General features: G+C 72.1%; 27 protein-coding genes, 1 tRNA gene and 1 pseudogene. 12 read left to right on the forward strand and 17 right to left on the reverse strand.

Annotated elements, in window-relative coordinates:
• Positions 1-163 precede the first annotated feature (163 nt).
• Together ACFXJ5_RS21635 and ACFXJ5_RS21640 are read left to right on the forward strand one after the other, a co-directional pair.
• Positions 164-2,179, forward strand: a complete 2,016-nt coding sequence (locus tag ACFXJ5_RS21635) for a CocE/NonD family hydrolase (RefSeq protein ID WP_384633284.1) — start codon at positions 164-166, stop codon at positions 2,177-2,179.
• Positions 2,176-2,814, forward strand: coding sequence for a TetR/AcrR family transcriptional regulator (locus tag ACFXJ5_RS21640; RefSeq protein ID WP_384633287.1), 639 nt, complete (start codon positions 2,176-2,178; stop codon positions 2,812-2,814). The genes ACFXJ5_RS21635 and ACFXJ5_RS21640 overlap by 4 nt, the downstream gene beginning before the upstream one ends.
• A gap of 24 nt (positions 2,815-2,838) precedes the next feature.
• On the opposite strand, the gene ACFXJ5_RS21645 is transcribed toward ACFXJ5_RS21640, so the two are convergent.
• From ACFXJ5_RS21645 to ACFXJ5_RS21665, 5 genes and pseudogenes are all read right to left on the reverse strand, one after another.
• Positions 2,839-3,330, reverse strand: a complete 492-nt coding sequence (locus ACFXJ5_RS21645) for a nucleotidyltransferase domain-containing protein (RefSeq protein ID WP_384633290.1) — start codon at positions 3,328-3,330, stop codon at positions 2,839-2,841.
• A gap of 5 nt (positions 3,331-3,335) precedes the next feature.
• Positions 3,336-4,300 (reverse strand): annotated as a pseudogene (locus ACFXJ5_RS21650) (aldo/keto reductase).
• A 42-nt stretch (positions 4,301-4,342) separates the two neighbouring features.
• Positions 4,343-5,953, reverse strand: coding sequence for an ABC-F family ATP-binding cassette domain-containing protein (locus ACFXJ5_RS21655; RefSeq protein ID WP_384633293.1), 1,611 nt, complete (start codon positions 5,951-5,953; stop codon positions 4,343-4,345).
• A gap of 250 nt (positions 5,954-6,203) precedes the next feature.
• Complete coding sequence (locus ACFXJ5_RS21660; RefSeq protein WP_384633295.1) at positions 6,204-6,665, reverse strand: cupin domain-containing protein; 462 nt, start codon at positions 6,663-6,665, stop codon at positions 6,204-6,206.
• 2 nt (positions 6,666-6,667) lie between these two features.
• Positions 6,668-7,618 (reverse strand): NADP-dependent oxidoreductase, encoded by a 951-nt coding sequence (locus tag ACFXJ5_RS21665; protein ID WP_384633298.1) that lies wholly within the window; start codon positions 7,616-7,618, stop codon positions 6,668-6,670.
• 96 nt (positions 7,619-7,714) lie between these two features.
• Here ACFXJ5_RS21665 and ACFXJ5_RS21670 point away from each other — a divergent pair, with 96 nt between their 5' ends.
• Together ACFXJ5_RS21670 and ACFXJ5_RS21675 are read left to right on the forward strand one after the other, a co-directional pair.
• Positions 7,715-8,218, forward strand: a complete 504-nt coding sequence (locus tag ACFXJ5_RS21670; RefSeq protein WP_384633301.1) for a MarR family winged helix-turn-helix transcriptional regulator — start codon at positions 7,715-7,717, stop codon at positions 8,216-8,218.
• A 63-nt stretch (positions 8,219-8,281) separates the two neighbouring features.
• Positions 8,282-8,355: transfer RNA gene (locus ACFXJ5_RS21675), tRNA-Met, on the forward strand.
• A gap of 67 nt (positions 8,356-8,422) precedes the next feature.
• Here the strand turns inward: ACFXJ5_RS21675 and ACFXJ5_RS21680 are convergent.
• A complete protein-coding gene (locus tag ACFXJ5_RS21680) occupies positions 8,423-8,683 on the reverse strand; it encodes a DUF6343 family protein (RefSeq protein ID WP_384633304.1) in 261 nt (86 codons plus the stop codon).
• Between the two features lie 159 nt (positions 8,684-8,842).
• Between ACFXJ5_RS21680 and ACFXJ5_RS21685 the strand changes: the two genes are divergently transcribed.
• Positions 8,843-10,003: an alcohol dehydrogenase catalytic domain-containing protein gene (locus ACFXJ5_RS21685; protein WP_384633308.1), complete on the forward strand. Its 1,161-nt coding sequence runs from the start codon at positions 8,843-8,845 to the stop codon at positions 10,001-10,003.
• A 91-nt stretch (positions 10,004-10,094) separates the two neighbouring features.
• On the opposite strand, the gene ACFXJ5_RS21690 is transcribed toward ACFXJ5_RS21685, so the two are convergent.
• The 3 genes from ACFXJ5_RS21690 to ACFXJ5_RS21700 all read right to left on the reverse strand — a co-directional run bounded on the left by ACFXJ5_RS21690 (position 10,095) and on the right by ACFXJ5_RS21700 (position 12,117).
• Positions 10,095-10,214, reverse strand: a complete 120-nt coding sequence (locus ACFXJ5_RS21690; protein WP_384633310.1) for an LPFR motif small protein — start codon at positions 10,212-10,214, stop codon at positions 10,095-10,097.
• 41 nt (positions 10,215-10,255) lie between these two features.
• Positions 10,256-10,930 (reverse strand): ChaB family protein, encoded by a 675-nt coding sequence (locus tag ACFXJ5_RS21695; protein ID WP_384633313.1) that lies wholly within the window; start codon positions 10,928-10,930, stop codon positions 10,256-10,258.
• A gap of 392 nt (positions 10,931-11,322) precedes the next feature.
• Positions 11,323-12,117 carry a VOC family protein gene (locus ACFXJ5_RS21700; RefSeq protein WP_384633316.1) on the reverse strand — a complete coding sequence of 265 codons (795 nt, stop codon included), beginning with the start codon at positions 12,115-12,117 and terminating at the stop codon, positions 11,323-11,325.
• Positions 12,118-12,242: 125 nt separating this feature from the next.
• Between ACFXJ5_RS21700 and ACFXJ5_RS21705 the strand changes: the two genes are divergently transcribed.
• Together ACFXJ5_RS21705 and ACFXJ5_RS21710 are read left to right on the forward strand one after the other, a co-directional pair.
• Complete coding sequence (locus ACFXJ5_RS21705) at positions 12,243-13,061, forward strand: YhjD/YihY/BrkB family envelope integrity protein (protein ID WP_384633319.1); 819 nt, start codon at positions 12,243-12,245, stop codon at positions 13,059-13,061.
• Positions 13,058-13,231 carry a CsbD family protein gene (locus ACFXJ5_RS21710; protein ID WP_384633322.1) on the forward strand — a complete coding sequence of 58 codons (174 nt, stop codon included), beginning with the start codon at positions 13,058-13,060 and terminating at the stop codon, positions 13,229-13,231. The genes ACFXJ5_RS21705 and ACFXJ5_RS21710 overlap by 4 nt, the downstream gene beginning before the upstream one ends.
• Before the next feature lie 87 nt (positions 13,232-13,318).
• Here ACFXJ5_RS21710 and ACFXJ5_RS21715 read toward each other — a convergent pair whose 3' ends face one another.
• The 3 genes from ACFXJ5_RS21715 to ACFXJ5_RS21725 all read right to left on the reverse strand — a co-directional run bounded on the left by ACFXJ5_RS21715 (position 13,319) and on the right by ACFXJ5_RS21725 (position 14,880).
• Positions 13,319-13,537: a DUF5133 domain-containing protein gene (locus tag ACFXJ5_RS21715; RefSeq protein WP_384633325.1), complete on the reverse strand. Its 219-nt coding sequence runs from the start codon at positions 13,535-13,537 to the stop codon at positions 13,319-13,321.
• Positions 13,538-13,636: 99 nt separating this feature from the next.
• On the reverse strand, positions 13,637-14,569 hold the full coding sequence (locus ACFXJ5_RS21720; protein WP_384633328.1) for an anti-sigma factor RsbA family regulatory protein: 933 nt from the start codon (positions 14,567-14,569) through the stop codon (positions 13,637-13,639).
• A complete protein-coding gene (locus tag ACFXJ5_RS21725) occupies positions 14,566-14,880 on the reverse strand; it encodes an STAS domain-containing protein (protein ID WP_384633331.1) in 315 nt (104 codons plus the stop codon). The genes ACFXJ5_RS21720 and ACFXJ5_RS21725 overlap by 4 nt, the downstream gene beginning before the upstream one ends.
• Positions 14,881-15,001: 121 nt before the next feature.
• Here ACFXJ5_RS21725 and ACFXJ5_RS21730 point away from each other — a divergent pair, with 121 nt between their 5' ends.
• Together ACFXJ5_RS21730 and ACFXJ5_RS21735 are read left to right on the forward strand one after the other, a co-directional pair.
• Positions 15,002-17,353, forward strand: coding sequence for a glycoside hydrolase family 65 protein (locus ACFXJ5_RS21730; RefSeq protein ID WP_384633333.1), 2,352 nt, complete (start codon positions 15,002-15,004; stop codon positions 17,351-17,353).
• 40 nt (positions 17,354-17,393) lie between these two features.
• Positions 17,394-18,137: a tyrosine-protein phosphatase gene (locus tag ACFXJ5_RS21735; protein ID WP_384633336.1), complete on the forward strand. Its 744-nt coding sequence runs from the start codon at positions 17,394-17,396 to the stop codon at positions 18,135-18,137.
• Between the two features lie 2 nt (positions 18,138-18,139).
• Here the strand turns inward: ACFXJ5_RS21735 and ACFXJ5_RS21740 are convergent, their stop codons facing one another.
• On the reverse strand, positions 18,140-18,394 hold the full coding sequence (locus ACFXJ5_RS21740) for a hypothetical protein (protein WP_384633339.1): 255 nt from the start codon (positions 18,392-18,394) through the stop codon (positions 18,140-18,142).
• 8 nt (positions 18,395-18,402) lie between these two features.
• On the reverse strand, positions 18,403-18,849 hold the full coding sequence (locus tag ACFXJ5_RS21745) for a hypothetical protein (protein ID WP_384633342.1): 447 nt from the start codon (positions 18,847-18,849) through the stop codon (positions 18,403-18,405).
• A gap of 80 nt (positions 18,850-18,929) precedes the next feature.
• Between ACFXJ5_RS21745 and ACFXJ5_RS21750 the strand changes: the two genes are divergently transcribed.
• The gene (locus tag ACFXJ5_RS21750; protein WP_384633700.1) at positions 18,930-19,598 is read left to right on the forward strand and encodes a DUF429 domain-containing protein; all 669 of its coding nucleotides are present in this window, start codon (positions 18,930-18,932) and stop codon (positions 19,596-19,598) included.
• Positions 19,599-19,757: 159 nt separating this feature from the next.
• Here ACFXJ5_RS21750 and ACFXJ5_RS21755 read toward each other — a convergent pair whose 3' ends face one another.
• The gene (locus ACFXJ5_RS21755; RefSeq protein WP_384633344.1) at positions 19,758-20,264 is read right to left on the reverse strand and encodes a DinB family protein; all 507 of its coding nucleotides are present in this window, start codon (positions 20,262-20,264) and stop codon (positions 19,758-19,760) included.
• Positions 20,265-20,404: 140 nt separating this feature from the next.
• Between ACFXJ5_RS21755 and ACFXJ5_RS21760 the strand changes: the two genes are divergently transcribed.
• Positions 20,405-20,881 carry a VOC family protein gene (locus ACFXJ5_RS21760; RefSeq protein WP_384633347.1) on the forward strand — a complete coding sequence of 159 codons (477 nt, stop codon included), beginning with the start codon at positions 20,405-20,407 and terminating at the stop codon, positions 20,879-20,881.
• 42 nt (positions 20,882-20,923) lie between these two features.
• On the opposite strand, the gene ACFXJ5_RS21765 is transcribed toward ACFXJ5_RS21760, so the two are convergent.
• A complete protein-coding gene (locus ACFXJ5_RS21765) occupies positions 20,924-21,097 on the reverse strand; it encodes a hypothetical protein (RefSeq protein ID WP_384633350.1) in 174 nt (57 codons plus the stop codon).
• A 463-nt stretch (positions 21,098-21,560) separates the two neighbouring features.
• Here ACFXJ5_RS21765 and ACFXJ5_RS21770 point away from each other — a divergent pair, with 463 nt between their 5' ends.
• Positions 21,561-22,712: a hypothetical protein gene (locus ACFXJ5_RS21770; protein ID WP_384633353.1), complete on the forward strand. Its 1,152-nt coding sequence runs from the start codon at positions 21,561-21,563 to the stop codon at positions 22,710-22,712.
• Positions 22,713-22,718: 6 nt separating this feature from the next.
• Here ACFXJ5_RS21770 and ACFXJ5_RS21775 read toward each other — a convergent pair whose 3' ends face one another.
• Positions 22,719-26,030: a CHAT domain-containing protein gene (locus ACFXJ5_RS21775; protein ID WP_384633356.1), complete on the reverse strand. Its 3,312-nt coding sequence runs from the start codon at positions 26,028-26,030 to the stop codon at positions 22,719-22,721.
• Positions 26,031-26,077: the final 47 nt, after the last annotated feature.

Here is a 26,077-nt window from a genome sequence, read left to right on the forward strand (position 1 = left end):
GTCCTCAAACGCCGGACGGGCTGATTTTGCCCAGCCGGGTTGTGGGAGAACGTTCCGCAAGGCGGAACGGGCTGGCACAACCCGGCCACGGACCCGCGCCGAACAGTGCACGCGTCCGGGGTCCAGGGGCAGCGCCCCACCGCACCACCCCGAGGAGAAGAGCATGCGGTACCGAGAGCAGTTCGACCGGCAGGTCGAGGTCCAGGACGTGTGGATCCCCACGCGCGACGGCACGCGCCTGCACGCCCGCATATGGCGACCGGCGGACGCCGAGACGGCCCCCGTCCCCGCCCTCCTCGAGTACCTCCCGTACCGCAAGAGCGACTGGACCGCCCCCCGCGACGCGCAACGGCACCCGTACTACGCAGGGCACGGCTACGCCTCCGTACGTGTCGACATGCGCGGCAGCGGCGACTCCGAGGGCGTGATGCTGGACGAGTACACGCCCACCGAGCTCGACGACGGTGTGGACGTGATCAACTGGCTCGCCGTGCAGCCCTGGTGCAGCGGCAAGGTCGGCATGTTCGGCATCAGCTGGGGCGGCTTCAACGCCCTTCAGATCGCCGCCCTCCGGCCCGAACCGCTCAAGGCGATCGTCACCGTCTGCTCGACCGACGACCGGTACGACAACGACGTCCACTACACCGGCGGCGCGGTCCTCGGCATCGACATGCTCGCCTGGGCCGGCACCATGCTGGCGTTCACGGCCCGGCCGCCGGACCCGGCTACCGTCGGGGACGAGTGGCTGCCGATGTGGCGGGAGCGCCTCGACGCGCTGGAGCCGTATCTGCACACGTGGCTCGCCCATCAGGAGCGGGACGCGTACTGGCGGCACGGCAGCGTCTGCGAGGACTACGCGGCGATCGACGCCGCCGTCCTCGCGGTGGGCGGCTGGGCCGACCCGTACCGGGACACGGTGCTGCGTCTGGTGGAGAACCTGGCGGGCACCACCCCCGTACGCGGCCTCGTCGGCCCCTGGTCGCACCAGTATCCGGACACGGGCCTGCCGCCGGGCCCGGCGATCGGGTTCCTGCAGGAGACGCTGCGGTGGTGGGACCACTGGCTGAAGGGCGAGGAGACGGGCGTCATGGACGACCCGGCGCTGCGCGGCTGGATCAGCGAGTCGGTGCCGCCGGCGACCTTCTACGAGACGATGCCGGGCCGCTGGGTCGGCGAGGACACCTGGCCGTCGCCGTCCGTCACCTGGGACGAGCGCCCCCTCGGCACCGCCGAGCCGGTGGTCGTCAGGTCGCCGCAGCACACCGGAGTCGACGCCGGCCGCTTCTTCCCCTACGGCAACCTGACCGACCTCCCGCCGGACCAGCGCGAGGAGGACGGCCGCTCCGTCTGTTTCGACTCGGCTCCGCTCACCGACCGCGTGGAGATCCTGGGCCGCCCGCGCGTCCGCCTCCGCCTCGACAGCGCCACTCCGCGTGCCAACGTCATCGCCCGCGTCTGCGACGTGGCTCCGGACGGCTCGTCCACCCTCGTCACCCGCGGCGTGCTCAATCTGCTCAGCCGCCACGGCCGCGACCAGGCGGTCGAGTGGACCCCGGGCACCTTCGAGGACGTCGAGTTCGAGCTCAACGCCACCGGTTACGCCTTCCCGCCCGGCCACCGCATCCGCGTGGCCGTCTCCGACGCGTACTGGCCCTGGGTCTGGCCGCACGGCGAGCGGGGCGCGCTGACCCTGCTCCCCGCCGACAGCGCCGTACTCCTTCCGGTACGCGACCCGGCGTACGACGAGGGCCGCGCGCCCATCCGTTTCGAGGAGCCCGAACAGGCCGTGCCGCTCGCGGTGACCACCGAACCGCCCGCCGGCGCCGCCGCCCGCCCCGAGCGCCACGTCACGCACGACGTGGCGACGGGGGAGTGGACCCTGGAGGTCGACCCCAACTACGGCGGCACCCGCACCTACCCGGACGGACTGCGCTACGAGGAGAGCGCGACCGAGACCTACCGGATCCGCTCCGGCGATCCGCTGTCCGCCGTGGCAAGCTCGCGATGGAAGACGCGGCTGCGGCGAGGCGAGGAATGGGACGTGGAGATCACCACCGGGACCGAACTGCGCGCGACCGCGACGGAATTCATCATGGACAGCCACGTCGAGGCACGGGCGAACGGAGAGACAGTGGCCAAGCGAGCATGGCACCGCGCGGTGCCGAGGACCTCCGCATGACCTCAGCCCCCGAACGCAAGCCGCGCCGCGCCGTTGCCGCCGCCGCCCGCACCCGGCAGCCCACCGAGGTCAGGCGCCGCCTGATCGTGGAGGCGGCTGTCCCGCTGATCGCCGAGCGCGGCTACGCGTCGGTCGGCGTGCGGGACGTGGCGGCCGCGGCAGGGGTGTCGGTCGGCACGGTCACGTACCACTTCGGCAGTGTGCAGGAGATCCTCTCCGAGGCGATGGTCCTGCACATCGAGCGCTACTACGCGGCGATGAGCGAGGCCGCCGACAGCGCGCCCAGCGCCGCGCAGGGCCTGCGGCTGCTGATCGACGCCCTGTTCACGGACGACACGGACCGGCACTGGCGCATGTGGTTCGACTACTGGAACGCCGGCGACCGGGGCGACCAGGCCTTCGCCCGCGGCCAGGCCGAACGATACGCCGCCTGGCACGCCGAGATCCGCGCCCTCGTCGAACGCGGCCACGCCGAGGGCGACTTCACCTGTGACGACTCCGACGGTTTCGCGGTCCGCTTCTCCGCCCTCGTCGACGGCCTCGCCCTGCAGCGGCTCCGCCAGGCGCCCCCGCTGAGCACGGAGGACGCCAGGCGGCACCTGTACCGGCTGGTCGAGGTGGAGTTGGAGCGGTGACCCGTGGCTCAGTTGCTCCGCAGGTCAGAAGTGCGCGGTGATACCGAAGACCCTGCGGAGCTGGGCCATGTCACGGCGGTCGTGGTCGGCCGGTTCGTACCCCTGGTGGAAGTGGACCTGCTGCCGCGCCGACAGGCAGGGGACGGCCGTTCCCTGGATCGTCCCCGTGACGAAGCAGTCCGCGGGATAGCCGAACGGGCGCTCCGGGTCCGGCGAGGCCTGCACGGCCGCGCCGTCCGGAGCGAACACCAGGGGGTGCAGATCGAGTTCCTGGCCGGCCGGACTCGTGACGACGAACCTCACCGGACGCAGGTCGAGGGTCTCGGCGAAACCGGCCTTCGCGAGAGCCGCGACGACGGTCGGTTCCTGGTCCTGCCGGTGCATGAGATCCAGATCGCGGTGGCGGCGGGACTGCTCCCCGATGAGTGCGTCGATGCCCCAGCCGCCACCGATCCAGACACTGACGTGGGCCCTCCGGAGCACGGCGAGGACGGACAGCACATCGTCAGCGGTCATCACGGTCAGTACCGCGTCCCCTCCGCCGCCGGCAGGGCGTCGAGCTCCGCCAGATCGGCCGCGGACAGCACCAGTTCGGCCGCGCCGGCGTTGTCGGCGAGATACCCGGGCGTCTTGGTGCCGGGGATGGGTACCACGTACCGGCCCTGGGCCAGCACCCAGGCGAGGGCGACCTGGGCGGGGGTGGCGCCGAGGCGGTCGGCGATCTGCCGCGCCTTGCCGACGATGGCGAGGTTGGCGCGCAGCGCGTCCTGCTGGAAGCGGGGGAGGTTGCGGCGCATGTCGTCGGCGGGAAGGTCGTCGAAGGACGTGAAGCGACCGGCGAGGAAGCCACGGCCCAGCGGTGAGAAGGGCAGGAAGGCGATGCCCTGCTCCTCGCAGTAGGGCAGGACCTCCGCCACCGGGTCGCGCGTCCACAGCGACAGCTCGGACTGCACCGAGGCCACCGGATGGATCGCGGCCGCCCGTTTGATCTCCTCGACCGGGACCTCCGAGAGCCCGATCTCCCGCACCTTGCCCGCCGCGACCGCCTCCGCCAGCGCGCCCCAGCTCTCCTCGACCGGCACCTCCTCGTCGATGCGGTGCAGCTGGTAGAGGTCGACGTAGTCGGTGCCGAGGCGGCGCAGACTGTCGTCGATCGACCGTCGGATGTGCTCCGGGCGCCCGTCGCGCCCGTACACGGGCCTGCCGTCCTCCGAACCGGTCACCACCAGGCCGACCTTGGTGGCCAGCACCGCCCGCTCCCGGTACGGCCCGGCCAGGGCACGGCCGACCAGCTCCTCGTTGGTGTGGGGCCCGTACGCGTCCGCCGTGTCGATCAGGGTCACGCCCAGTCCAGCGCCTGCCGGACGACCGCGACCGAGGTCGCCTCGTCGCGGCCGCCCGGATCGTACGCAAAGGTCATCCCCATGCAGCCCAGGCCGACCACTCCGACCTCGGGGCCCTTGCTGCCGAGCGTTGTGGTGCGCATCAGTTGCCTCTCCTCGCGTCGCGGATTTCTCTCAACTCGCGCTCACAGTGGATCAATTCCCCTCAGCTCGCCGTCCAGCCGGTACCACCGCGTGATCCCGACGCCCCGCAGGAAGGGCACGTCGTGGCCGGCCACGATCAGCGCGCCCTCGTACGAGGCGAGAGCAGCCGTGAGTTGGCGGACGCTCGCCATGTCCAGGTTGTTCGTCGGCTCGTCGAGCAGCAGCAGTTGCGGCGCGGGCTCGGCCAGCATCAGCGCGGCCAGGGTCGCGCGGAAGCGTTCGCCGCCGGAGAGGGTGCCGACCGGCTGGTCGGCGCGGGCGCCCTTGAAGAGGAAGCGGGCGAGCCGGGCCCGGATCTGGTTGTTGGTGGCGGCCGGCGCGAAGGCGGCGACATTCTGGACCACGGTCAGCTCGTCGTCCAGCACGTCGAGCCGCTGCGGCAGACAGCGCAGCGGTACGTGCGCCACCGCCTCGCCCGCCACCGGCGGGATCTCGCCCGCGATCGTACGCAGCAGCGTCGACTTGCCGGCGCCGTTGCGCCCGGTGAGCGCGATCCGCTCGGGCCCGCGGATCTCGGCACCGGCCACCCGCGCCCCGTACCGCAGGTGCAGGTCGCGCAGCGTCAGCACGTGGCGGCCGGCCGGCACGGCGGTGTGCGGCAGGTCGACGCGGATCTCGGCGTCGTCGCGGACCGCCTCGGCGGCCTCGTCGAGCCGCTCCTTGGCCTCCTCCAGCTTCTCGGTGTGCATGATGCGGTATTTGCCGGCGGAGACCTGGGCCTGGCGTTTCCGCGCGTTGGCCACGATGCGCGGTACCACCTTGTTCTCGAAGCTTTTCTGCCCGTAGCGCGCCCGGCGCGCCAAAGCGACCTGGGCGTCGGCCAGTTCGCGCTTCTGCCGCTTCATGTCGGCCTCGGCGACGCGCACCATGCGCTCCGCCGCCTCCTGTTCGACCGCGAGCTGGTCCTCGTACGCGTCCAGATTGCCGCCGTACCAGTGCACCTCGCCGCCGCGCAGGTCGGCGATCTGGTCGACCAGCCCCAGCAGCTCGCGGTCGTGGGAGACGACCACCATGAGGCCGTTCCAGGTGGCGACGGCGTCGTAGAGCCGATGCCGTGCCTCCAGGTCCAGGTTGTTGGTCGGCTCGTCCAGCAGCAGGATGTCCGGGCGGCGCAGCAGCAGCGCCGCCAGCCGCAGCAGCACCGACTCGCCGCCCGACACCTCGCCGATGGTCCGGTCGAGGGTGATGTGCGGCAGGCCGAGCTGGTCGAGGGTCGCCCGGGCCCGCTCCTCCACGTCCCAGTCGTCGCCGACGGCCACGAAGTGCTCGTCGGCCGTGTCGCCGGCCTCGATGGCGTGCAGTGCTCGCCGCGCGGCCGCGACCCCCAGCGCCTCGTCGACCCGGAGCGCGGTGCCCAGGGCCACACCTTGCGGGAGGTGGCCGACCTCGCCGCTGACGCGGACGGTGCCGCTCGTCGGGGCGAGCTCGCCGGCGATGAGCTTGAGGAGCGTCGACTTCCCCGAGCCGTTGACCCCGATCAGGCCGGTGCGGCCGGGGCCGACGGCCAGCTGGAAGTCGTCGAGGACCGGTGTGCCGTCCGGCCAGACGAAGGAGAGGCGGGAGCAGGTGATCGAGGTGGGTGAGTGCCCCATATGGGCCTCCAGGTTGCTCGCAGTGGCGATGGGCAACGTAGGGAGACACCGGAGAATCGGGATACGGCGGAAAGCGCAGGCCGGAAGGCGGCTCGCTGCCGAGGTCGACGACGTGTCCGGGTCGCGCGGACGCGCAGAAGCGCGGGCACGGTCGGTGTCTCAGGACCTCAGAAGCGCAACGGCCTTCTCCGATCAACGACAACAGGGCCGGACCAGAAGTTACGGCCCGGCCCTGACATCCGCAACGCAATTACCTGGGCGGACCCACGACGATCTGGCCGTACGCGTCGGCGGCTTCGGCCATACGCTCCGGGGAGATCCGGAACCCCTCGGGCCGGGGAGTGGCCAGGTCACGCCCGGCGTGGCGGAACATGCCCTCGATGCCGCCCGGGGTGCAGATCATCAGCAGGTCGGCGGTGTCGGAGGTGATCCGGTAGCCGTGGGGGACGTTCTTGGGCAGGTAGACGATGCCGCCTTCGGACAGTTCCATCTCTTGGTCGTCGGACCACACCAGCGCGGTGCCCTTGAGCAGCAGGAAGACCTCGTCCTCGCGGGTGTGCAGGTGGTACGGCGGCGCTTCGCCCTTGCTGACGTTGAATCGTCCGACGGTCAACTGCCCGTCGGTGGCGGCGCTGTCCAGCAGTACGGAGAAGACCCCGCCGTCGAGCCATTCGAGCTTCTGCTGCTGATCGGCCTGTGCGAGGTACGCCATGCTCATGAGGGTTTCCCTTCCGTGCTGGGGGTCAGCACGACCTTGCCCCTGATCCGGCCGGCCGCGCTCTGCTCGTGCACCAGGGCCGTCTGCGACAGGGGGTAGGTGGCGCTGACCTCGACGCGGATCTCTCCGGCGTCGACCTTCTTGGCGAGGGTGGCGAGTTGGCCGGCGTCGGTACGCAGCTGCATGCCGACGGCCCGTACGCCCCGGTCCGGATCGCCGGCGGCGGGTGTCGCTGTCGTGACGATCACCCCGCCCTGGCGGACGAGTCCGGTGAGGGCCGTCATCTCCGCTTCGGAGGCCGCCACGAGGTTGAGCACCGCGTCGACCGGCTCGGTGAGCGCGTCGGCCGGGGTGGTCGCGGTGTAGTCGATGATCTGGTCGGCGCCCTCGGCACGGACGGCGTCGGCGCTGCGCGGGCTCGCCGTCGCGATGACGAACGCCCCGGCCTCCTTGGCCAGTTGCACGGCGAATCCACCCACGCCGCCGCCCGCACCGTTGACGAGGACCCGCTGGCCCGCGCGCAGCTCGACGTGCTCGAACAGCGCCTGCCAGGCGGTCAGCGCCGCCGCGGGCAGTGCCGCGGCGGTGGTCAGCGGGATCGTGGTCGGCGCGGCCGCCAGCACCGCGGCAGGGGCTGCCACGAACTCGGCGGCGGCCCCGGCCGCGGTCATCGGCAGAAAACCGATCACCCGGTCCCCGGGCGCCCAGCCGGTCACGCCCTCGCCGAGCCGCACGATCGTTCCGGCGACATCGATGCCGGGGATGTGCGGGAGCGCCACCGGGAAGACCTGCTGCAGGTAGCCCGCGCGGATCCCGGCGTCGACCGGGTTGAACGAGGTGGCCGCGACCTCGATGAGCACGTCGCCCGCCGCCGGGTCGGGCCTGGCCGCGTCCTCGTAGCACAGGACGCCCGGGTCGCCGTACGCGTGGAACCGTACTGCCTTCATGGAAGCCTCCAGAGAACCGCCGATGACATGCTGCGAATTCGAAGCACGGTCCGACTCTACTTCTACTTTGAATTCGTAGCAAGTAAACTCTGTGCCATGTCCGAAACCCCACCCCTCGATCCCGAGCAGCTGGCCGCCTACTTCGCCCTGATGGAAGTCAGCAGCCTGCTCCAGCACGCCGTCGACCAGCAGCTGCGCGACGAGGGCGGCCTCAGCTACACCCAGTTCCAGATCCTCGCCGTGCTCGGGGAGGCCCCCGACGGGCGGCGGCGCATGACCGATATCGCCGACCACCTGGTCCACAGCCGCAGCGGACTGACCTACCAGGTCGCACAACTCGCCAAGGCGGGGCTGGTCACCAGGGCGCCCTCCAGCGACGACGAGCGCAGCGTCATCGTCACCGCCACTCCGCGAGGGCAGGCACTGCTCGGCCGGGTGATGCCCGGCCACGTCGAACTCGTGCAGCGCCTCCTGCTGGCGCCCCTGGACCGCGGAGACATCACCGCGCTCCACGACATCCTCGGCCGCGTCCGCGAACACATGCGTGCCATCCCGCCCCGTTCCGCCGCGCCACGCCGCAAGCCCACGCAGACCGCGTGAGTGCTGCCCTGCCGGGCGCGATTTGGTTCTGCGGACCACACACCGTAGGGTTGCGTTCAACGACGCGGGGTGGAGCAGCTCGGTAGCTCGCTGGGCTCATAACCCAGAGGTCGCAGGTTCAAATCCTGTCCCCGCTACTGAATCGGAAGGCTCGGAGGCATCAGCCCCCGGGCCTTCCGCCTTTCCGCCCTCCCTCGCGGGCTCTCAGTGCCGGTCGGCGGGATCGTACGGCGGCACATCCGGCCCCGGCTGCCAGTGCGGGCCCTGCCGGATACGGTGCGCGATCACCGCCAGGTCCACGGCCGCCAGCACCGCCACCACCCCGAACACGATCGCCCACCCGGGCCGCCCGGCCACCGCGAAGACCGCCGTCCCGATCACGGACCAGACCAGGCCCCACACGGTGAAGGCGCGCCGCATCCGCAGCGGGCTCCGTGCCTGCCTCGGCTCACTCCCAGTACGCATGGCTATCGCCTCTCCCACCTGGCACCTACCCGCACCCGGCGTCGCCTACCACCGGGTGTACCGGCGGCGGGATCGGGCAGCCGACGTACGGGCGGACAGATCGGACTAATCGGCGATCGGAGCGATCGGAACGAACCGAACGAACGATCGGAGCGGACGATGAAGGCTGTGGTCTGGAAGCGCCCACGGAGGGTCGAGGTCGAGGAGGTGCCCGACCCGCGGATCGAGGCGGCCACCGACGCGGTGGTGCGGGTGACCGCCACCGCGATCTGCGGGTCCGACCTGCATCTGTACGACCACGGGGCGAGCCTGGCGATGAAGCCCGGGGACATCCTCGGCCATGAGGTGATGGGCGTCGTCGAGGATGTCGGCCCGCGCGCCGCCTCGCATCTGTCGCTGGGCGACACCGTCGTGGTGCCGTTCAACATCTCCTGCGGCCACTGCTACATGTGCGACCGGGGGCTCTTCGCGCAGTGCGAGACCACACAGAACCTCAAGGGCCACAAGGGCGCCTCGCTGTTCGGCTATACACACAAGTACGGCGGCGTCCCGGGCGGCCAGGCGGAGTATCTGCGCGTCCCGCAGGCGCAGTTCGGGCCGGTCGTACTGGATCCGGAGAAGGACGCCGATGTGCCGGACGCGGCGGCGCTGCTGCTGTCGGACGTGCTGCCCACCGCGTGGCAGGCGGTGGAGTTCGCGGACATCCCGCGCGGTGGCAGCGTGACCGTCCACGGGCTGGGGCCGGTGGGGCAGATGTGCGTACGCATCGCCCGCCACCGGGGCGCCGAGCGGGTCATCGCCGTCGACCCGGCCGCCGACCGCCGCGAGGTGGCCGCCGCGCACGGCGCCGAGACCCTGGACCCGGGGTCGCTGCACGACGTGGTCGGCGTGGTGCGCGAGCTGACCGGGGGCCGGGGCACGGACAGCTCCATCGACGCGGTCGGCATGGACGCCGAGGGCTCCTGGCCCGACCGGCTGCTGCAGACGCTCAAGGTGCAGCCGGACCGCCTGATCGCCCTGCACCACGCGCTGGGCACCGTCCGGCGCGGCGGCACCTGCTCGGTGGTCGGGGTTTACGGCGGCTGGTTCCCGCAGTTCCCGCTCGGCGACGTGTTCGACCGGGCCATCACCCTGCGCTGGGGCCAGGCCAACGTACGGCGTTGGACCGACCAGTTGCTGGCCCTGCTGCGCGACGGCGACCCCATCGACGCGGCCGGCCTGATCACCACCTGGGCCACGCTGGACGACGCGCCGGACCTGTACGAGCGGTTCCGCGCGCGGGAGCCCGGGATCATCAAGGCGGCCCTGCGCCCCGGCTGACGGTTGGGCTTCGAGGTCCGTGCCGCCGCGCGAAGAGGCTTCAGGGCCCGGGCGACCTCGCGGGGGAGGGGGGCTTCCGTCCGTCGGGGCGTCAGTGAGCCGCCCTTCGCCCGCCGCCGAAGAGCCGGGCCAGAGCCCGGAAGGGCAGGGTCACGACGGTCGCGATCGCGCTTCCGATGCTGCGCAGGACGTCTGCTATTGCCTGGAACATGAGATGGCCCTCCTACGGCCAACGGCCAACGGCCAACGGTTCTATGGGTGGTCCGCCTTCGGCTTGCCGCTCTGGGCGGGCGTGCCGTGCAGGGGCGGATGGATGGGTTGCGGGGAGGTCGCGGGCGTGACCTTCGACCCGGCGTGGGGCGCTGCGGGCTGTTCGGGCCGGAAGCGGTCACCACCGTGGGACGGCTTGGCGCCCGCGCGGAGCTGGTCGAGCCGGGCCCGGAGGATCCGGACCACCGGGGCGCGGTTGGCGTGCTCCCGTTCGTAGGCGAGCAGGGTTTTCAGCTCCGAGGCGTGAAGGGAGCGGATGCGGTGCTCCAGCGAACCGATGGGCAGATGGTCGTAGTCGGCGAGCGGCAACTCGTCGTGCCGGGGCGAACGGGTGCTCTCCCTGGCGTGGATGGCGTCGAGCAGTTCGGCCTTCGTCATCCGCGAGCGGCCCTCGATGTCCATCTGCCGCGCGACGCCGTACAGCTCCTGCTTCGAGGCCGCCTCGGCCACGCCGCCCCGCGCTGTCTGCCCTTCCTTGCGCTCCCAGCGGTGGCCCACCTTCCGGTACGAGTCCTTCAGCGCTCCGTACGCCGTGCGGTCGGCCTTCCGGCCTTCGCCGTACTGCCGAACGGCGTCGTCGTGGGCCCTGAGCCAGGCCCGCTGTGCGTCCTCGGGCGAGCGCTCCAGCGTGGATGGCAGAGCCTGGTGTCCTGCCACGGTTCTCACCTCCGTATCGTCCGACGGGCACCTGGTCGGCTTCCCCTGTTCCCCCCGGGAAAACGGCGGCATCGGCGCGGACGCACCGGGTAGCCGTCGGGCAGGCACCGCGAACCACGGGAGGTCCGTGATGGGTACACCGTCAGCCCCTGATTCCGCCGCCCTGCGACCCGACCCCGTACCCCCGTCGCCGACGCCCTCGCCCGGCCCCGGCGGCCCGGAACCCGGGCCCGCGCCCGGCCCGAGGCCACCGCTGGAGCCGGACCCCCTGCCGCCCGCCCGGCCCGGGCCGCTGGAGCCGGATCCGCTTCCTCCGCCGCCGCCCGGGCGGCCCGGGCCGGGGCCGCAACCGCCGACGCCCCGGAATCCGTGACCCGGAATCCGTAAGAGGCTCAGCGTGTGAGCGAGGCGAGGCCGAACATGCCGCCCTCCGGGTCGCGCAGCACCGCGACCCGCCCGTACGGTGACGTGCCCGGCCCGGCGATCACCGTGCCGCCCAGCCCGGCGGCCTGCCTGACCAGGTCGTCGACGTCGGCTACGCAGAAGTAGGTCTGCCAACGCGTCCGCACCTGCGGATCCGGCGCAGTCTCCACGGCCCCGCCGAAGATCCCGGCCACCGGCCGGCCGCCGATCCGCAGGACCACACGGTCGTCCTCGAACCGCACGTCGTAGGGCACTGGGCCGCCGGCGTCCCACCCGAACACGGCGCCGTAGAACCGTGCCGCGTCGAAGGCGTCCCGGGTCCGCAGTTCCAGCCACACAGGGCCGGGCTCCTGCCGCTCCACCCGCCAGGCGGGCGACACATCCCCCTCCCAGAGGGCGAACCCCGCGCCGGCCGGGTCCGAGGCCCAGGCCACCCGTCCCTTGCCGTACTCCAGTGGCCCCACGCCGACTGTGGCCCCGTTCTCACGACAGCTCTGCGCCACCTCGTGCACGTCCGCCGCCCCGAAGAACACCGTCCACGCCACCGGGCACGCCGCGCTCTCCGCCGTCCGTCCCAGGCCCGCGACGGCCATACCGTCCACATGGGCGACGGTGTAGCGGTCCTCGCCCTGCCAGCCCGGCCGAAAGTCCCAGCCCAGCAGCTCACCGTAGAAGAGCTGCGCCGCCTTCAGGTCATACGTCAGCAGGCTCACCCAGCAGGGCGCGCCCTGGACAGCCCGTCCTCCGCTTGCCAAGCGCCTCACCTCACCCGCGACGCCGCGCGCCGATCGCCGCCCTTGCCTCCACCTTCCTCCCGTCACGGGCCGCCCGCCACCGGCGCCCGACTGGCCGCCGCCGCGCAGGGCAGATGCCTTGTGGGAGGTATGTGATGAAGCTGCACCGGCGGCTGCACCACGCCTGGCGCGACTCATGGGCCGGGCGGCTGTGGCAGCGGGGCGGCGAGCTGGAGCTGCTGCACCGCTCCATGGGCTTCGCCGCGCTCGGCATGGTCACGCTCGTGCCGCTGCTGATCGTGGTCGCGGCCGCCGTGCCCTTCCGCCACCACGGCTTCGACCAGTGGGTCGTCGACGGCATGGGTCTGTCGGCACAGCCCGCGGAGGCGGTGCAGAAGCTGTTCTCCGCGCCCCGCAAGGTGCTGAGCGCCACCAGCGCCTTCAGCGTTGTGGCGCTGGCGCTGTTCGGACTGTCCTTCGCCGCGAGCGTGGAGACCGCGTACCTGAGGATCTGGGAGCTGCCCTCCAGCCCCTGGCACAGCCAGTGGCGCCGTGCGGTCTGGCTCGCCGCGCTGACCGCGTACCTCTTCGTCGAGGCCCAGAGCGGCACCTTCCTCCGCCACGGCTGGTTCGACGCCTTCCTGCGCGCCGGGCCCGCCGTGCTGTTCGGCTTCCTGTTCTTCTGGTGGGGCCAGCGCTTCCTCCTCGGCGGCCAGGTTCCCTGGCCTGCCCTCCTGCCGGGGGCCGTGGCCACCATGCTCGGTCTCGTCGGCCTGCGTGCCTTCTCCTCGCTCGTCTTCTCCCCGCTGATCATCACCAACGCGGTGACGTACGGCGCCGTGGGCACCGTCCTGATCGTGCAGTGCTACCTGATCGGCGTCGGTTTCGTGGTCATCGGCGGCGCCCTCCTCGGCCGCCACGTCCACGAGCCGCGGAGTTTTCGGCGGGACCCGGGGGGCAGGCGCTCCTCATGAGTACACACAAGAAGGCGAAGAACACCGGCGAGACGCTCCAGGGCAAGGCCAAGGAGGCCACCGGCAAGGCGACCGGCAACGAGGACATGGAGATGGAGGGCAAGGCCGACCAGGCCAAGAGCGATGCCAAGCAGGCCATCCAGAAGATCAAGAACGCCACGAAGCACTGACCCGGGAAGCCGGAAGCCACGAAGCACTGACCTGGGATGCCGGAAGCACCGACCGACCCCGACCGGCCGGGCAGGCCCGGGCGCGACTCAGGTCTGGGCGCTGCCCGTACGGTCGCGGAGGAGCCGCCGCGCGCGGGACATGGCCGCGTGCGGATCGCGGAGCCCTGTGTAGACGCAGACGGTGTACTGCACATCGTCCAGGCGGCGCCGGATCGCCGCTGATACGGCGCGGGGCGCCGCCACCGCGCTGAGGCGGTCGAACTCGGCGACGAGTTCACGCAAGGCACGGAAATCGATGAGCGGCATGCTGCGTCCCTTTCTCGTGGGACCGGAACATTTCGCACCGTTCTCGGAACTCTCCCACCGGACTGTGGCCCCCGCCACCCCCCGCAAGGAACCCGCAGGTCAGCGGTCCAGGTAGAAGCGCGTGGTGGTGCCGTCGGGGCCCGTGTACAGCCGGACGAGGTCGGCGAGGTGGTGAACCATGAGCAGGCCGCGGCCGTTGGGCTGGTCCCGCGACGGAGGCCGGCGCCCGACGAGCGGGTCGGTGTGGTGTCCGGCGTCGCCGACCTCGCACACCACGCGGCCGTCCTCGGCCCAGACCCGCACGACGCCCGAGCCGCCGCCGTGCACGACACTGTTGGTGATCAACTCCCCGGCGGCCAGCGTGAAGTCGACGAGCCGGGCCTCCGTCATGCCGAGCCGCCGGGCGTCCTCGACGGCGGCGTGCCGGGCGTCGGTGAGGCTGTCGGCGGCGAAGGGGTGGGCTGCGGCCCCGGGCGGAGCGGCCAGCGGCCGGTTGTAGGCGGCCACGACGCGGTCGGGGGCGTAGGAGGTGCTGGCCCGCTCGCGGCCGCCGTCCACCACGACGGGGTGCGTGGCGTGGGCGTCGGCGAGGACGGCGTCGTCCAGGCGCCCGGCGTCGTACGGGCACAGGATGATGACGTCACGCCCGGCGAACGCCAGGTTGATCAGCGCCTCGTGCTGGACGCAGGCCGGGTACTCGGCATCGCTGCGGCCCGGCCAGATCGGTTCACCGATGATCCGTACCCGGTCGGCGCCGGAGTGGGAGTCGGCGAAGGCCCGCAGGACGCGCGGGATGATGCGGCCGGGATTGCGGCCGGCCTGCTCCATGTCGAGGCAGTGCACATCGGCGGCGTGGTCACCCAACTCCGCGCGCAGCAGCTCCAGGTTGCCGGCCGGAACGGCCACCGCCACGGGCTCACCCTTGACGAGGCCGTCGAGCAGGAAGGGCACCGTACCGGCGAGGTACTCCTTGGTGTCCCGGTAGAACAGCGCCGGGTGCACAAAGCGCTCGGCCGGCTGGGCCCGTCTCAACTCAGCGTCACCTCAATCACCATCAGGCCGGGCCAGAAGGCGTCCAGGGTGAGCCGCAACTGCGGCGGTGTCCCGTGCAGGACCAACCGTCTGCCCCCCTCCAGCCTGGTGGCGGCCGCAACCACTGCCGACGCCCCCGCCACATCGACGTACGTGACACCCGACAGCTCAAGGTGTACATCGTCCCCCGGGCCGACCAGAGCGCCCAGCGCGCGCTCCCACGACGCGCGCGTGGTCAGACAGACCTCGCCGGCCGCCCGGACCCCCATGCGGTCCGTGAGCGGCAGCAATTCCAGTACGGCGGCTGTCACGACACCACCATAATCCCGTGTGCGGCTTCACCCACCGGGTATCCGGGCTCCGTACGGATCCGACTCGAGAAGGGGTCCACCCCGTCGTGAACGACCTCGCCGAACCGATGGAGACCCCTGCGTGATAGACCACCCCAGCTACACCGTCGAGCCGTGGCAACTGCGCGAAGCCGCCCTGAACCTCGACGTGCTGGCCCAGAGCGAATCCGTCTTCGCACTCTCCAACGGCCACATCGGCTGGCGCGGCAACCTCGACGAGGGCGAGCCGCACGGCCTGCCCGGCAGCTACCTCGGCGGCGTCCACGAACTGCGCCCGCTGCCCTACGCCGAAGCCGGCTACGGCTACCCCGAGTCCGGCCAGTCCGTCATCAACGTCACCAACGGCAAGCTGCTGCGGCTCCTCGTCGACGACGAGCCCTTCGACCTGCGCTACGGCCACCTGCACTCCCACGAGCGCACCCTCGACTTCCGCACCGGCCTGCTGCACCGCACCGTCGACTGGACCTCACCGGCAGGCCGCCGGGTGCGGGTCCGCTCCACCCGGCTGGTCTCCCTCACCCAGCGCGCCATCGCCGCCGTCCGCTACGAGGTCGAACCCGTCGGCGCCGACGCCCACATCGTGCTGCAGTCCGAACTCGTCGCCAACGAACAGCTCCCCGAGGCCGACAGCGACCCGCGCGTCGCCACCGCTCTCCACTCCCCGCTGCACGCCGAGGAACACCAGGCCTACGGCGCCCGGCTGCGCCTCATCCACCGCACCGCCCGCAGCGGCCTGCGCGTCGCCGCAGCCGCCGACCACACCACCGACGGGCCGCCCGGCACCCGTACGTCCTCCGAGGCCGGCCCGGACACCGCCCGCTTCACGGTCGTCGCGCGCCTGTCGCCCGGCGAACGGCTGCGGGTGGACAAGACCGTGGCGTACGGCTGGTCCGCCACCCGCTCCCTGCCCGCCCTGCGCGACCAGGCCGACGCGGCACTCGCCGCCGCCGGGACGACCGGCTGGACGGGCCTGGCCGACGAACAGCGCGCCTACCTCGACGACTTCTGGGAGCACGCCGACGTCGAGCTGGACGGCGACGCCGAGATCCAGCAGGCCGTACGCTTCGCGCTCTTCCACGTCCTGCAGGCCGGCGCCCGGGCCGAGGAACGCGCCATCCCCTCCAAGGGCCTCACCGGCTCCGGCTACGACGGCCACAGCTTCTGGGACACCGAGGCGTACGTCCTGCCGGTGCTCACCTACACCGCCCCCGCAGCCGCCGCCCACGCCCTGCGCTGGCGCCACAGCACCCTGCCCGCCGCCCGCGACCGCGCCACCCAGCTCGGCCTGCGCGGCGCCGCCTTCCCCTGGCGGACCATCGCCGGGCAGGAATGCTCCGGTTACTGGCCCGCCGGCACCGCCGCCTTCCACCTCAACGCCGCCATCGCCGACGCCGCGGTCCGCTACGCCGCCTCCACCGGCGACGACGACTTCGAACGCGACATCGGGCTGGAGTTGCTCGTGGACACCGCCCGCCTGTGGTGCTCGCTGGGCCACCACGGCCGTGACGGCGCCTTCCACATCGACGGCGTCACCGGCCCCGACGAGTACAGCGCCATCGCCGACGACAACACGTACACCAACCTCATGGCCCAGGCGAACCTGCGCGCCGCCGCCGAAGCATCCGCCCGCCACCCCGGCGCCGCCGACGCACTGGGCGTGGACGACGCCGAGCAGGCGAGCTGGCAGGAAGCCGCCGACGCCATGGCCGTCCCCTACAACGACGGGCTCGGCGTCCACGAGCAGTCCGCCGGCTTCACCAACCACGCCGTCTGGGACTTCGCCGCCACCGGCCCCGACCGCTACCCGCTGATGCTGCACTACCCCTACTACGACCTCTACCGGCGCCAGGTGGTCAAGCAGGCCGACCTCGTCCTCGCCATGTTCCTGCGCGGCGACGCCTTCACCGACGAGCAGAAGGCCCGCAACTTCGCCTACTACGAGGCCCTCACCGTCCGCGACTCGTCCCTGTCCGCCGCCGGCCAGTCCGTCATCGCCGCCGAGACCGGCCATCTGCGCCTCGCCTACGACTACCTCGCCGAAGCCGCCACCATCGACCTCCACGACCTCCAGCACAACACCCGCGACGGCCTCCACCTCGCCTCCCTCGCCGGCAGCTGGACCGCCCTCGTCGCCGGCTTCGGCGGCCTGCGCCGCACCGGAAACACCGTCACCTTCGCGCCCCGACTGCCCCCGCACCTCACCCGCCTGGCCTTCCGGATCCTGGTGCGCGGCCGCAGGCTCGGCGTCGACATCCGCCCCGGCACCGCCACCTACACCCTCCTCGACGGCGACCCCCTGGACATCGCCCACCACGGCGAACCCCTCAAGCTCTCCGCCGGCTCACCCGAGAACCGCCCCCTGCCTCCCGCCCCGGCCCGCCCCGAAGTCCGCCAACCCCCGGGCCGCCGCCCCACGCCCCGGGGCCCCCGATAACCAGATGAGCGGCAGCGCGGGCCGAAGGTAGGGTGCGCGCGTGACGAGACACATCGAGTTCGCCCGGCTGCACAACTTCCGTGACCTGGGCGGCTATACGGGCGACGGCGGCCGTACGGTGCGCTGGGGGCGGCTCTACAGGTCCGACGCGCTGTCCAAGCTGGCGGAGGCCGACGCGGGGGAGGACCGGGAGCGCTTCCGGGCACTCGGGATACGTACGGTCATCGACCTGCGCTACCCCTCGGAGATCGAGACCCGGGGCCGGGTGCCGGCCGGCGACGGGCTCGCGTGGCACAACCTGAGCGTCGAGCACCGGCCGGTCAGCCAGTCCCGGCTGGCCCACGACGTGGATCCGGTGCGCTTCTTCGCCGACCTGCACTCCGAGGTCGCCGCGGACGGCGTCGAGGAACTGCGCCAGGTCCTCCACCTGATCGCCGGCGACGGGACCGCGCCCCTGGTCTTCCACTGCGCGGCCGGCAAGGACCGCACCGGACTCGTGGCGGCGCTCGTCCTGGCCCTGCTGGGCGTGGACGAGAAGGACATCATCGCCGACTACGCCCTCTCCGAACTCGCCACCGAACGCCTCCTCGCCGACTGGAAAGCCGCCCGGCCCGACAGGCAGGACTTCTGGCCCGGCTACGGCCTGGCCCCCGCCGACTCGATGCGCCTCTTCCTCGCGGCGCTGAACGCCGGGCACGGCTCCGTGTACGGCTACGCCCGCGACCAACTCGGCGTCGGCGACGGGCTGATCGCCGACCTGCGCAAGCAGCTCCTCGAAGCCTGACCTCACACCCGGACGCCGTGGACGGTCAGCCACTCACCGCCGGTGGGCCGGTATCCGTACGCGGCGTTCAGGTGCCGTACGACGGCCGGCATGTGCGCGGCGCCGTACACGACGGCGACGTCCACGCGCTCGCCGGCCCGCGTGTCGTGGAGCCGCGAGAGGGCGGCGACCAGCAGGTCGTCGCGGTCGTCCAGGACCATCGCCGCGACGTGGCCGCCGCCGGTGAACACCGTCGTGTCCTCGACATTCAGACTCACCGACCGGGTCAGAAAGCGCCTGCCCCCAGCAACAGCACGCCGAACGCCCTGACCGGCAGCAGAAGCAGGAACCCCAGAAAGAGCACCTGGCTGCGCAGCGGCCGCTCCGCCCGCGCCACCGCGTCCCGCGGCTCCGGCTCGTCCAGATCGGGCCAGATCACCGGCACCCCGAACGAGGCGTAGTCGAAGTGCTGGTAGACCAACTCGCGCTTGCCGGCCCGCTGCACGAGGCGATGAAGGCCGAGCCGCAGCCGCACGAACCGCCGCCGCGACTGGCCATAGCCCTCCGCGACGATCACATCGCAGCTCCCGAGCCGCTCCGCCACCTCGTCGTAGAAGTCCTGCGACCCGACATGGACCATGCAGAACAGATGAAAGCGCAGCGCGGTCTCACGCCGCTGCAGCACCCACACCGCAGAGCGCACACTCAGCCCGGTCGACTCGACGAACTGCACACAGATTCGGACGTGCGGTGGCGGGGGACCGGTTCCGGACCGACAGTCCGGGAGCTGGCAGTCTGGGCGGCGTGAATGTGATGGGAGTCGACGCCTGCCCGCTCGGCTGGGTCGCCGTGATCCTGCTCGACGGACGGTTCGCCGGTGCCGAGGTGGCGAGCGGCCTGGCCGAGCTGCTGGAACGCGTGCCCTCCGCGGAGGCGGTCGGGATCGACATACCGCTGGGCCTGCTGGAGACCGGGAGACGCCGCGCCGAGGCCCTTGCCGCCGGGAAGCTGGGGCCGCACCGCTCCCGGGTCTTCCCCGTACCGCCGCGTGCGGTGTGGGAGCAGGCTGACTACGACGCGGCGAATCTGCACTGCCGTGAGATCACCGGCGCCGGTTTGAGTCGTCAGACCTGGGGGCTGGCACGGAAGCTCCGCGAGGCCAACCAGTGCCGTGAACTCGCTGACTCCCCGCTCCACGAAGTGCACCCCGAGGTCTCCTTCGCCGCGATGAACGAGGGCACGCCGATCGCAGCGGGCAAGAAGAGCTGGAACGGCCAGGCCGAGCGCCGCCGTTTGCTCCGGGCCCACGGGATCGAGCTGCCGGAAGACCTCGGCGCCGCCGGACGCGTCCCGCCCGACGACCTCCGGGACGCCGCCGCGGCCGCCTGGAGCGCCCGCCGCATCGCGCTGGGCACGGCGGTGTCGCTGCCCGACCCGCCCGAGGTGACGAGCACCGGACTGCCCATCGCCATCCGGTACTGAGCACGCAGGTTCAGTACTGCTCGAAGAGCGCCGCGAGGTAGTCCTCGACCGTCCCGCGAGCACGTCCGGCGTCACATCGGTGCGGCCCTGCGCGCGCCACCGCGACCCTCCGGGCGGCCGGCGCTATGTGTCAGAGAGGGCCCAGGGGGACGTGGGAGGTCATGCGCCGACGGTGCCGTCGATGCCCTCGCGCAGGAAGTCGGCGTGCCCGTTGTGGCGGCCGTACTCGAGGGTCATGTGCACCATCACCAGGCGCAGCGAGACATCCTCGCCCCACCGGGCGTTGTGCGCGGTGACGTCGAGCGACTCGGCCTCCCGCTCGATCCGGCGGGCGTGTTCGACCTCCGCCTGCCAGGCGTCGAAGGCCTCGGACCGCGACGCCCCGGTGGCGTCGTACGCCACCTGGTAGTCCATCTCCTTCGACCAGACGAGCGGGATGTCCTCGCCGTTGACGACGATGCGGAACCAGGTGCGCTCCACCTCGGCCATGTGCCGGACCAGGCCGAGTAGCGAGAGCGTCGAGGGCGGCATCGACTGGCGGCGCAGGTCCTCGTCGGACAGGCCCTCGCACTTCATGGCAAGCGTGGCGCGGTGGTAGTCGAGGAAGGCGCGCAGCGTCTCGCGCTCGTCGCCGGCGAGGGGCGGGCCGATGCGTTCGGTGGTCACGGCTGGGTCCTTTGCGTACGGTCGGTGCGGAGCGTCAAGATCGCCTCATTGTGGCTTCACAACCCCGCGCGGGCCAGGGATTAGTTTGCGGGCCGGGATCCGTCTGCACGGGTAAACACCCGCGTGCGCAGGAGGTACCGATGACCACCGACGGCTTTACCACGTGCCTGTGGTTCGACGGGCAGGCCGAAGACGCTGCCAACCACTACCTCTCGATCTTCAAGAACTCCCAGATCGGAAGGATCGGCCGCTACACCGAGGCCGGTCCCGGCCCGGCCGGCTCGGTGCTCGCCGTCGAGTTCGAGCTCAACGGCCAGAAGTTCGTCGGCCTGAACGGCGGCCCCCAGTTCACCTTCGACGAGGCCATCTCGTTCCAGATCCACTGCGACGACCAGGACGAGGTGGACTACTACTGGAGCAGGCTCACCGAGGGCGGCGAGGAGGGCCCCTGCGGCTGGCTGAAGGACAAGTACGGCGTGTCCTGGCAGGTCGTCCCCCGCATGCTCATCGACCTGATCGGCGACCCCGACCCCGAGAAGGCCAAGCGGACCACCGAGGCGATGATGCGCATGTCCAAGCTCGACATCGCCGCCCTCCGGAAGGCGTACGAGGGGTAGCCGCCCACGGCGCCGGTGCCGAGACTCAGGGGCCGCGGGGCCTCAGCGGCCGCCGCCCGGTCCGGGCACGCGTGGCCGGGACGACGCGTACCGGTCGGCCTGCATCTGGAACAGCTCGCGGTAGCGGCCCTCGGCTTGGGCCAGCAGGTCGGGATGGCTGCCGTGCTCCACGAGTCGGCCCTCGTGGAGCACGTAGATGATGTCCGCGTCGCGCACACTGCTCAGCCGGTGGGTGATCAGGACGACCGTCTGGCCGTTCGCCGCCAGGCCCCGGATCCGGTCGAAGGTCTCCAGCTCGGCGCGCGGATCCAGGTTTATCTATAGCTGTCAAGTGTTGGTCCGGGTTGGACGACATGGTTGTCTCCAGGGCACGTAAGGCATGTTCTCGGCCTGGGTGTGTGCGGCCGCTAGTACGACAGGGATAGATCCAATACCGGTGATTTAGGTTGCTTTCCGGCTGGTGGGCCAAGTCTTGGTGAGGCGCTGTCGAGGCATCTCTCGGTGCGTGTTGGTTTAGTGAAGGGCTGGGCCCCGGTGTCCAAGCCCTTGTAGGCCAGGCCGGATTTGGCCAGACTCGTCCTGGAACTTCTTCTAGTCGGGGGACGGAATGAGGCGTTCGGCAGGCAGTGATCCGGTAGAGGGCGGGTCGGGGCAGGTGGGGGCGTGGTCCGGTGGGGAGTTGGCGCGGAAGGATGCCCTTGGTGCCGGGCCCGCGCCCTCGCTCGCGGAAGTCGTCGGGACCGCCGGTGGGCTGCCGGAGGACGCGGTGCTGTGGATCGCGGCGGGGCTAGCCGGGGCGCTGGCCGTGCTGCACCGGGCCGGGCGGGCGCACGGGGACGTGCGGGCCGGGAACGTGCTGCTAACGCGGGGCGGGCCGCGGCTGACCGGTGACGCGACGGGGCGGGGCGGCGGGGCGTCCGTGCCCGCGGCCGACATGGTCGCGCTGGGGATGCTGCTGGTCGCCGCGTACACCGGCGTCAGCAACCGACGGCCCGACCTCGACAATCTGCCGGTGCGGCTGCGGCAGGTCGTCGCCGTATGCCTGGCCGAGGATCCGGAGGAGCGGGCAACCCCCGCCCAACTGCTGGACGTAATCAGGGCGTTGGAGCCAGAGGCGCCCGTCTGGACGGTAGAGGTCGACGACCTGATCACCCCCGCCGACGGCCCCGCCGACACCGCCCCGCCCTCGGACTCCCCGGTCGAGGCGCCGCCGCGCCCGGAGCCGCACGGTCTGTCCGGGGCCCGGCTCGCCCTCGTGGTCGTGGCCGCGGTCCTCGTCGGCGTGGTCGTCACGGCGCTGCTGTTCCTGGTGCCGGGCCGCGGCGGCGGCACCCCCACCGCCGACGTCCCGGTGACGAGCCGACCGACCCGGCTCCAGCCGACTGAGGATGACACACCGCAACAGCGGACGACTCCGCAGCAGAAGCCGAGCGAAGAGCAGACCCCCTCCACGGATCCCACCAGCCAGGCACCGCCCGCCCCGAGCCCTCAGCGGACCCGGCAGACCGGGACGATCGACGACTGCTCGGGCAAGCCCCTGACCGAGCCCGTCTCGCTCCTGCTGCTCTGCGGGGACGGCGGGGCCGTGCTGCACGACCTGATCTGGACCGACTGGGGCAGCGCCACGGCCACCGCGCAGGGCGTCGTCTCGGAGGTGGTCTGCCAGCCAACCTGTGTCGACGGCCGGGAGGTCACCTCGGCCGCCACGGTCGTTGTCTCCGGCCTTGTCGGCGGCCGCTATACCCTCATGGAGATCAGGGCCTCGCAGTCACCCACCGACCCCGACGCTCACTACACGCTCGACCGGCTCGGCCCGACCTACCGGGGCTGACCCCGCTCACACCCCCCACGCCGTGAACGCCGCCCAGTGCACGGGGGAGGCGAAGGGACGTTCGTCGGCGTCGCGCTCGGGCCGGGCGTACCGTCCGGCCAGGGCCGCGAGGTGGGGGTGGCCGTCGGTGTACCGCGCGAGGCCGGACCAGGTCAGCCGCCGCAGCCAGGTCCGCGCCGCGCGCAGCGCGGACACCGGAGGCTCACCGTGCGCATCGCCGACGGGTGCGAGCAGCTCGTACAGGCGGGTCATCAGCAGCGCCGTCGCCAGGTCGTTCACCTGCCACAGGCTGGTGATCACACAGGCGGCCCCGGCCTGGAGGAAGCCGCCCGGCAGCCCGGTGAACTCGTCGGGCGCGTCGATGACCTCGTACCGCCCGGACTGACAGGCTCCCGCCACCACCAGTCGGCAGTGCGGGAGTTGGCGTCGTACGAGCGCATCCAGATCCAGGATGCCGTCCGCGAGCGCCAGCGTGCCGCCCTGCCCCCTGAGTCCTGCGCTCCCGTGGCAGCTCAGATGCAGATACGACGCCTCCGTGAGCTGCCCGAGCAGCCACTCGACCGTGGCATCGTCCCCCACGGCGGACACGGTCTCCCCGCCTGCCTCGAACAGCCCCCGGATCTCAGCCAGTTCACTGCGCGCGCCCGGCAGTGAGCCGTCGGGATCCGAGACGGCGACCAGCCGCGGAACGGGCGACGGCGGCCGACCGGCGGCGACCCGGGAGGCGGCGTACACCCCGGCCGACGGAGCGAGCGTCAGCGTCCCTAGACCATCGAGCGATTCACCACCCTCCCCCACCGGCACGGCCTGCAACGGCACCTGCCCCAACAGCCCGGTCGGTACGACGACCACCTCGTGCCGCGGATCCTCCGCCAACAGCCCGGCGAGGGGCCGCAGCAACGGGGCGATCTCCCGCAACCGGTCCACCGCGCCCGGCAGTTCACGCCGCCGCTTGAGCGCACTGGCCTGCTGGACCACGAACAGCCCCGTCTCCGAGGCTTCTGGGTCCAGCGTCAGGAGCCGGACGATCGTGGAGCTGGTCACCTCGGGGACGAACACGGCGCGTACCCCGGCCCGCGCGTCCCGCGGCACTACGAGGACACAGCTGCCCCAGACCCAGTTCACCAGATAGGCGAGCGGCATCCCGCCAGCCGCCCGGACGACATCCGATACCTCGGTCGTCCGCAGAAACCCGTCGAAGCCGGGGATCGCCCGGATCTCCTCGACCACGGTGCGCACACCGCGCTCGGCTGCGGCCTGCGCGCCCATGGAGGTGACGAACCCCCCGTCCGGGGCGGCGAACCCCCAGGTCGGCTCGGCGCCCGCCCCCTCGACCCCGGTGACCACCACCCGGTACCGCTCCCGCGCCTCCCGATACCGGTGGGCCAGCAGTGGATCGACCCCCTCCAGCGCCGCCAGATCCACCGTGTCCCGCCCGGCCACCGCCGACAACTCACGGGCGAGCCCCCGCTCGATCGCCTCCACCGCACGCTCCGGGCGCCCCGCGCGGGCCAGCAGGAACGCGGCCTGGCGGGCGGTTCCGCGTGTCAGCAGGAGCAGGCTCCGCCGGCCGGCGGCGGTGATCTGGGCGTCGTAGAGCGCGTGGACGGCGGTCAGCATGCCCGACGCCACATCGGCCGCGCCGCCCCAGTCCTCGGCCGCGGCGAGCGCGTCGACCGCCTCCCGGGCGATGGACAGATGCAGGAACGGAGTTACACGCGGCGGTACGGCGATCAGCGCCGTGCGCCGCAGCCGTAGGCCCTCGGCGCTCCCCGGACCGTCGAGCAGATCGGCGATCCGGGCCAGGAGCCAGGTGGCGCGGCTGATGTCGAGGAGCCCCGGGTGCGCGGTGTCGAAGGTGACGACGGCGGTCGCCGCGGCTTGGGCGCCGCGCGGGTCGGCGGCATCGCGCCCGGGGGCGAGCAGCAGGTCGGCCAGGTTGCACTGGAGCTGCGACCACAGCACGGGGTCGTCCTCCGGACGCAGCCGGCCGAGGGCGTCCCGGTAGCACCGCTCGGCCCGCTCCGGGTCGCCCGGTTCGCCGCGCCGGAACAGGAGCAGCCCGAGGTTGATCAGGGAGTAGGCCCAGTCGACGCGATTGCGTTCGGGGGAGCGTTCGCCCAGGCCGGCCTGGATATGTTCGATACCAAGGGTCAGATCGGCGGGACCGCCACCCGGACGCTGACCGAGCAGCAGCCCGTAGTTGGTCTGCACCCGGGCCCAGAACTCGCCGTGGGCGCGGCGGTCCACCGCGGCGGCGCGGGCGAGCAGATCGCGGGCGGACTCCCAGCACTCGATGCGGCCGCCGTCGTCACGGAAGTACTGGGCGGAGGCGAGATTGGTGGCCACCTCGGCCCACTGGAGGGTGCCCTCCGGCAGGCGGGCGAGGGCGAGTTGCAGCACGCGCACCGCTTCGGAGGGGTCGGCAGGATTGGCCGTATAGAGGGAAGTCACCAACAACTCACCCAGCCGCGCCGCGAGTTCGACCTCCACCTCCATCTCACCCGTCTGTCCGGCGAGTTCGAGCGCTTCACGCGCGAGCGAGATGATCTCCGGGCTGTCCGAGCCCCGAACCTGGTCGTACATCTCGTACAGCCGGGTCCGCAGCCCCTGCCCGAAGGCGGCCAGCGCCGTCGCGTAGCGCTCGATCGCCGTACCCACGGGCGTACGCCCCCCGCACAGATCCTCCAGCAACCGCTGCCGCTGCCGCAGCGGAGCCTCCAGCGGGGTGCCGGCGACCTCGCGCAGCTCCCGCGCCGCGGCGTCGCGCACCAGCGTGTCTTCGGCGAGCCGGGGATGCGCCCGGACCAGTTCGGCGAGCCGGTCCGGCATGGTCACGGTGACGGCGTACAGCAACTCCCGAACACCGGATCCCGCCGACTCCGCCGCCACGTTGTCCAGGAAGATCCGGTAGTTGTCCACCGTCGGCGCCCCGAACGACGTCAACTCTGCGCACGCCGCCTCGGGATCCGCCAGATCCCGTTCCGTGTCCCGGCTCAGCACGAACGGCAGCAGCCTGCGTGGCAGCACGATCACGTTCCCGCCGAACCGCCCACCGGCGAAGGCCCCGGCGAGCCGCGCCTCCGCCACCAGCGTGGCCGCGCTCGCGGTGGCATCGTGCTGGAGCTCCGCGACGGAAGTGGCGAACAACGACGGTACGAGCGCCCCGGCCCGCAGCACCAGCACCGGCGCCTCGACATGCGCCCGGGTGCCGCAGCCGGGGCAGCCCGCCCAATGCAGCCCGGGCCCAAACCCGTCCGGCCCATCGCGGCTGACGAGGACATCGGTACGCTCACGGCTGTCGACGATGCGCCACACCGGCGCCTGACACTCCCGACCGCACTGCTCGCAACACCACTCGTACG

This window comes from Streptomyces sp. NPDC059373 (genome assembly GCF_042751495.1).
Lineage (GTDB): Bacteria > Actinomycetota > Actinomycetes > Streptomycetales > Streptomycetaceae > Actinacidiphila.

Coding starts and splice junctions, on each gene's coding strand:
- ACFXJ5_RS21635 (WP_384633284.1), top strand. CDS start 164: ATGCGGTACCGAGAGCAGTTCGACCGGCAGGTCGAGGTCCAGGACGTG.
- ACFXJ5_RS21640 (WP_384633287.1), top strand. CDS start 2,176: ATGACCTCAGCCCCCGAACGCAAGCCGCGCCGCGCCGTTGCCGCCGCC.
- ACFXJ5_RS21645 (WP_384633290.1), bottom strand. CDS start 3,330: ATGACCGCTGACGATGTGCTGTCCGTCCTCGCCGTGCTCCGGAGGGCC.
- ACFXJ5_RS21655 (WP_384633293.1), bottom strand. CDS start 5,953: ATGGGGCACTCACCCACCTCGATCACCTGCTCCCGCCTCTCCTTCGTC.
- ACFXJ5_RS21660 (WP_384633295.1), bottom strand. CDS start 6,665: ATGGCGTACCTCGCACAGGCCGATCAGCAGCAGAAGCTCGAATGGCTC.
- ACFXJ5_RS21665 (WP_384633298.1), bottom strand. CDS start 7,618: ATGAAGGCAGTACGGTTCCACGCGTACGGCGACCCGGGCGTCCTGTGC.
- ACFXJ5_RS21670 (WP_384633301.1), top strand. CDS start 7,715: ATGTCCGAAACCCCACCCCTCGATCCCGAGCAGCTGGCCGCCTACTTC.
- ACFXJ5_RS21680 (WP_384633304.1), bottom strand. CDS start 8,683: ATGCGTACTGGGAGTGAGCCGAGGCAGGCACGGAGCCCGCTGCGGATG.
- ACFXJ5_RS21685 (WP_384633308.1), top strand. CDS start 8,843: ATGAAGGCTGTGGTCTGGAAGCGCCCACGGAGGGTCGAGGTCGAGGAG.
- ACFXJ5_RS21690 (WP_384633310.1), bottom strand. CDS start 10,214: ATGTTCCAGGCAATAGCAGACGTCCTGCGCAGCATCGGAAGCGCGATC.
- ACFXJ5_RS21705 (WP_384633319.1), top strand. CDS start 12,243: ATGAAGCTGCACCGGCGGCTGCACCACGCCTGGCGCGACTCATGGGCC.
- ACFXJ5_RS21710 (WP_384633322.1), top strand. CDS start 13,058: ATGAGTACACACAAGAAGGCGAAGAACACCGGCGAGACGCTCCAGGGC.
- ACFXJ5_RS21715 (WP_384633325.1), bottom strand. CDS start 13,537: ATGCCGCTCATCGATTTCCGTGCCTTGCGTGAACTCGTCGCCGAGTTC.
- ACFXJ5_RS21750 (WP_384633700.1), top strand. CDS start 18,930: ATGGGAGTCGACGCCTGCCCGCTCGGCTGGGTCGCCGTGATCCTGCTC.
- ACFXJ5_RS21760 (WP_384633347.1), top strand. CDS start 20,405: ATGACCACCGACGGCTTTACCACGTGCCTGTGGTTCGACGGGCAGGCC.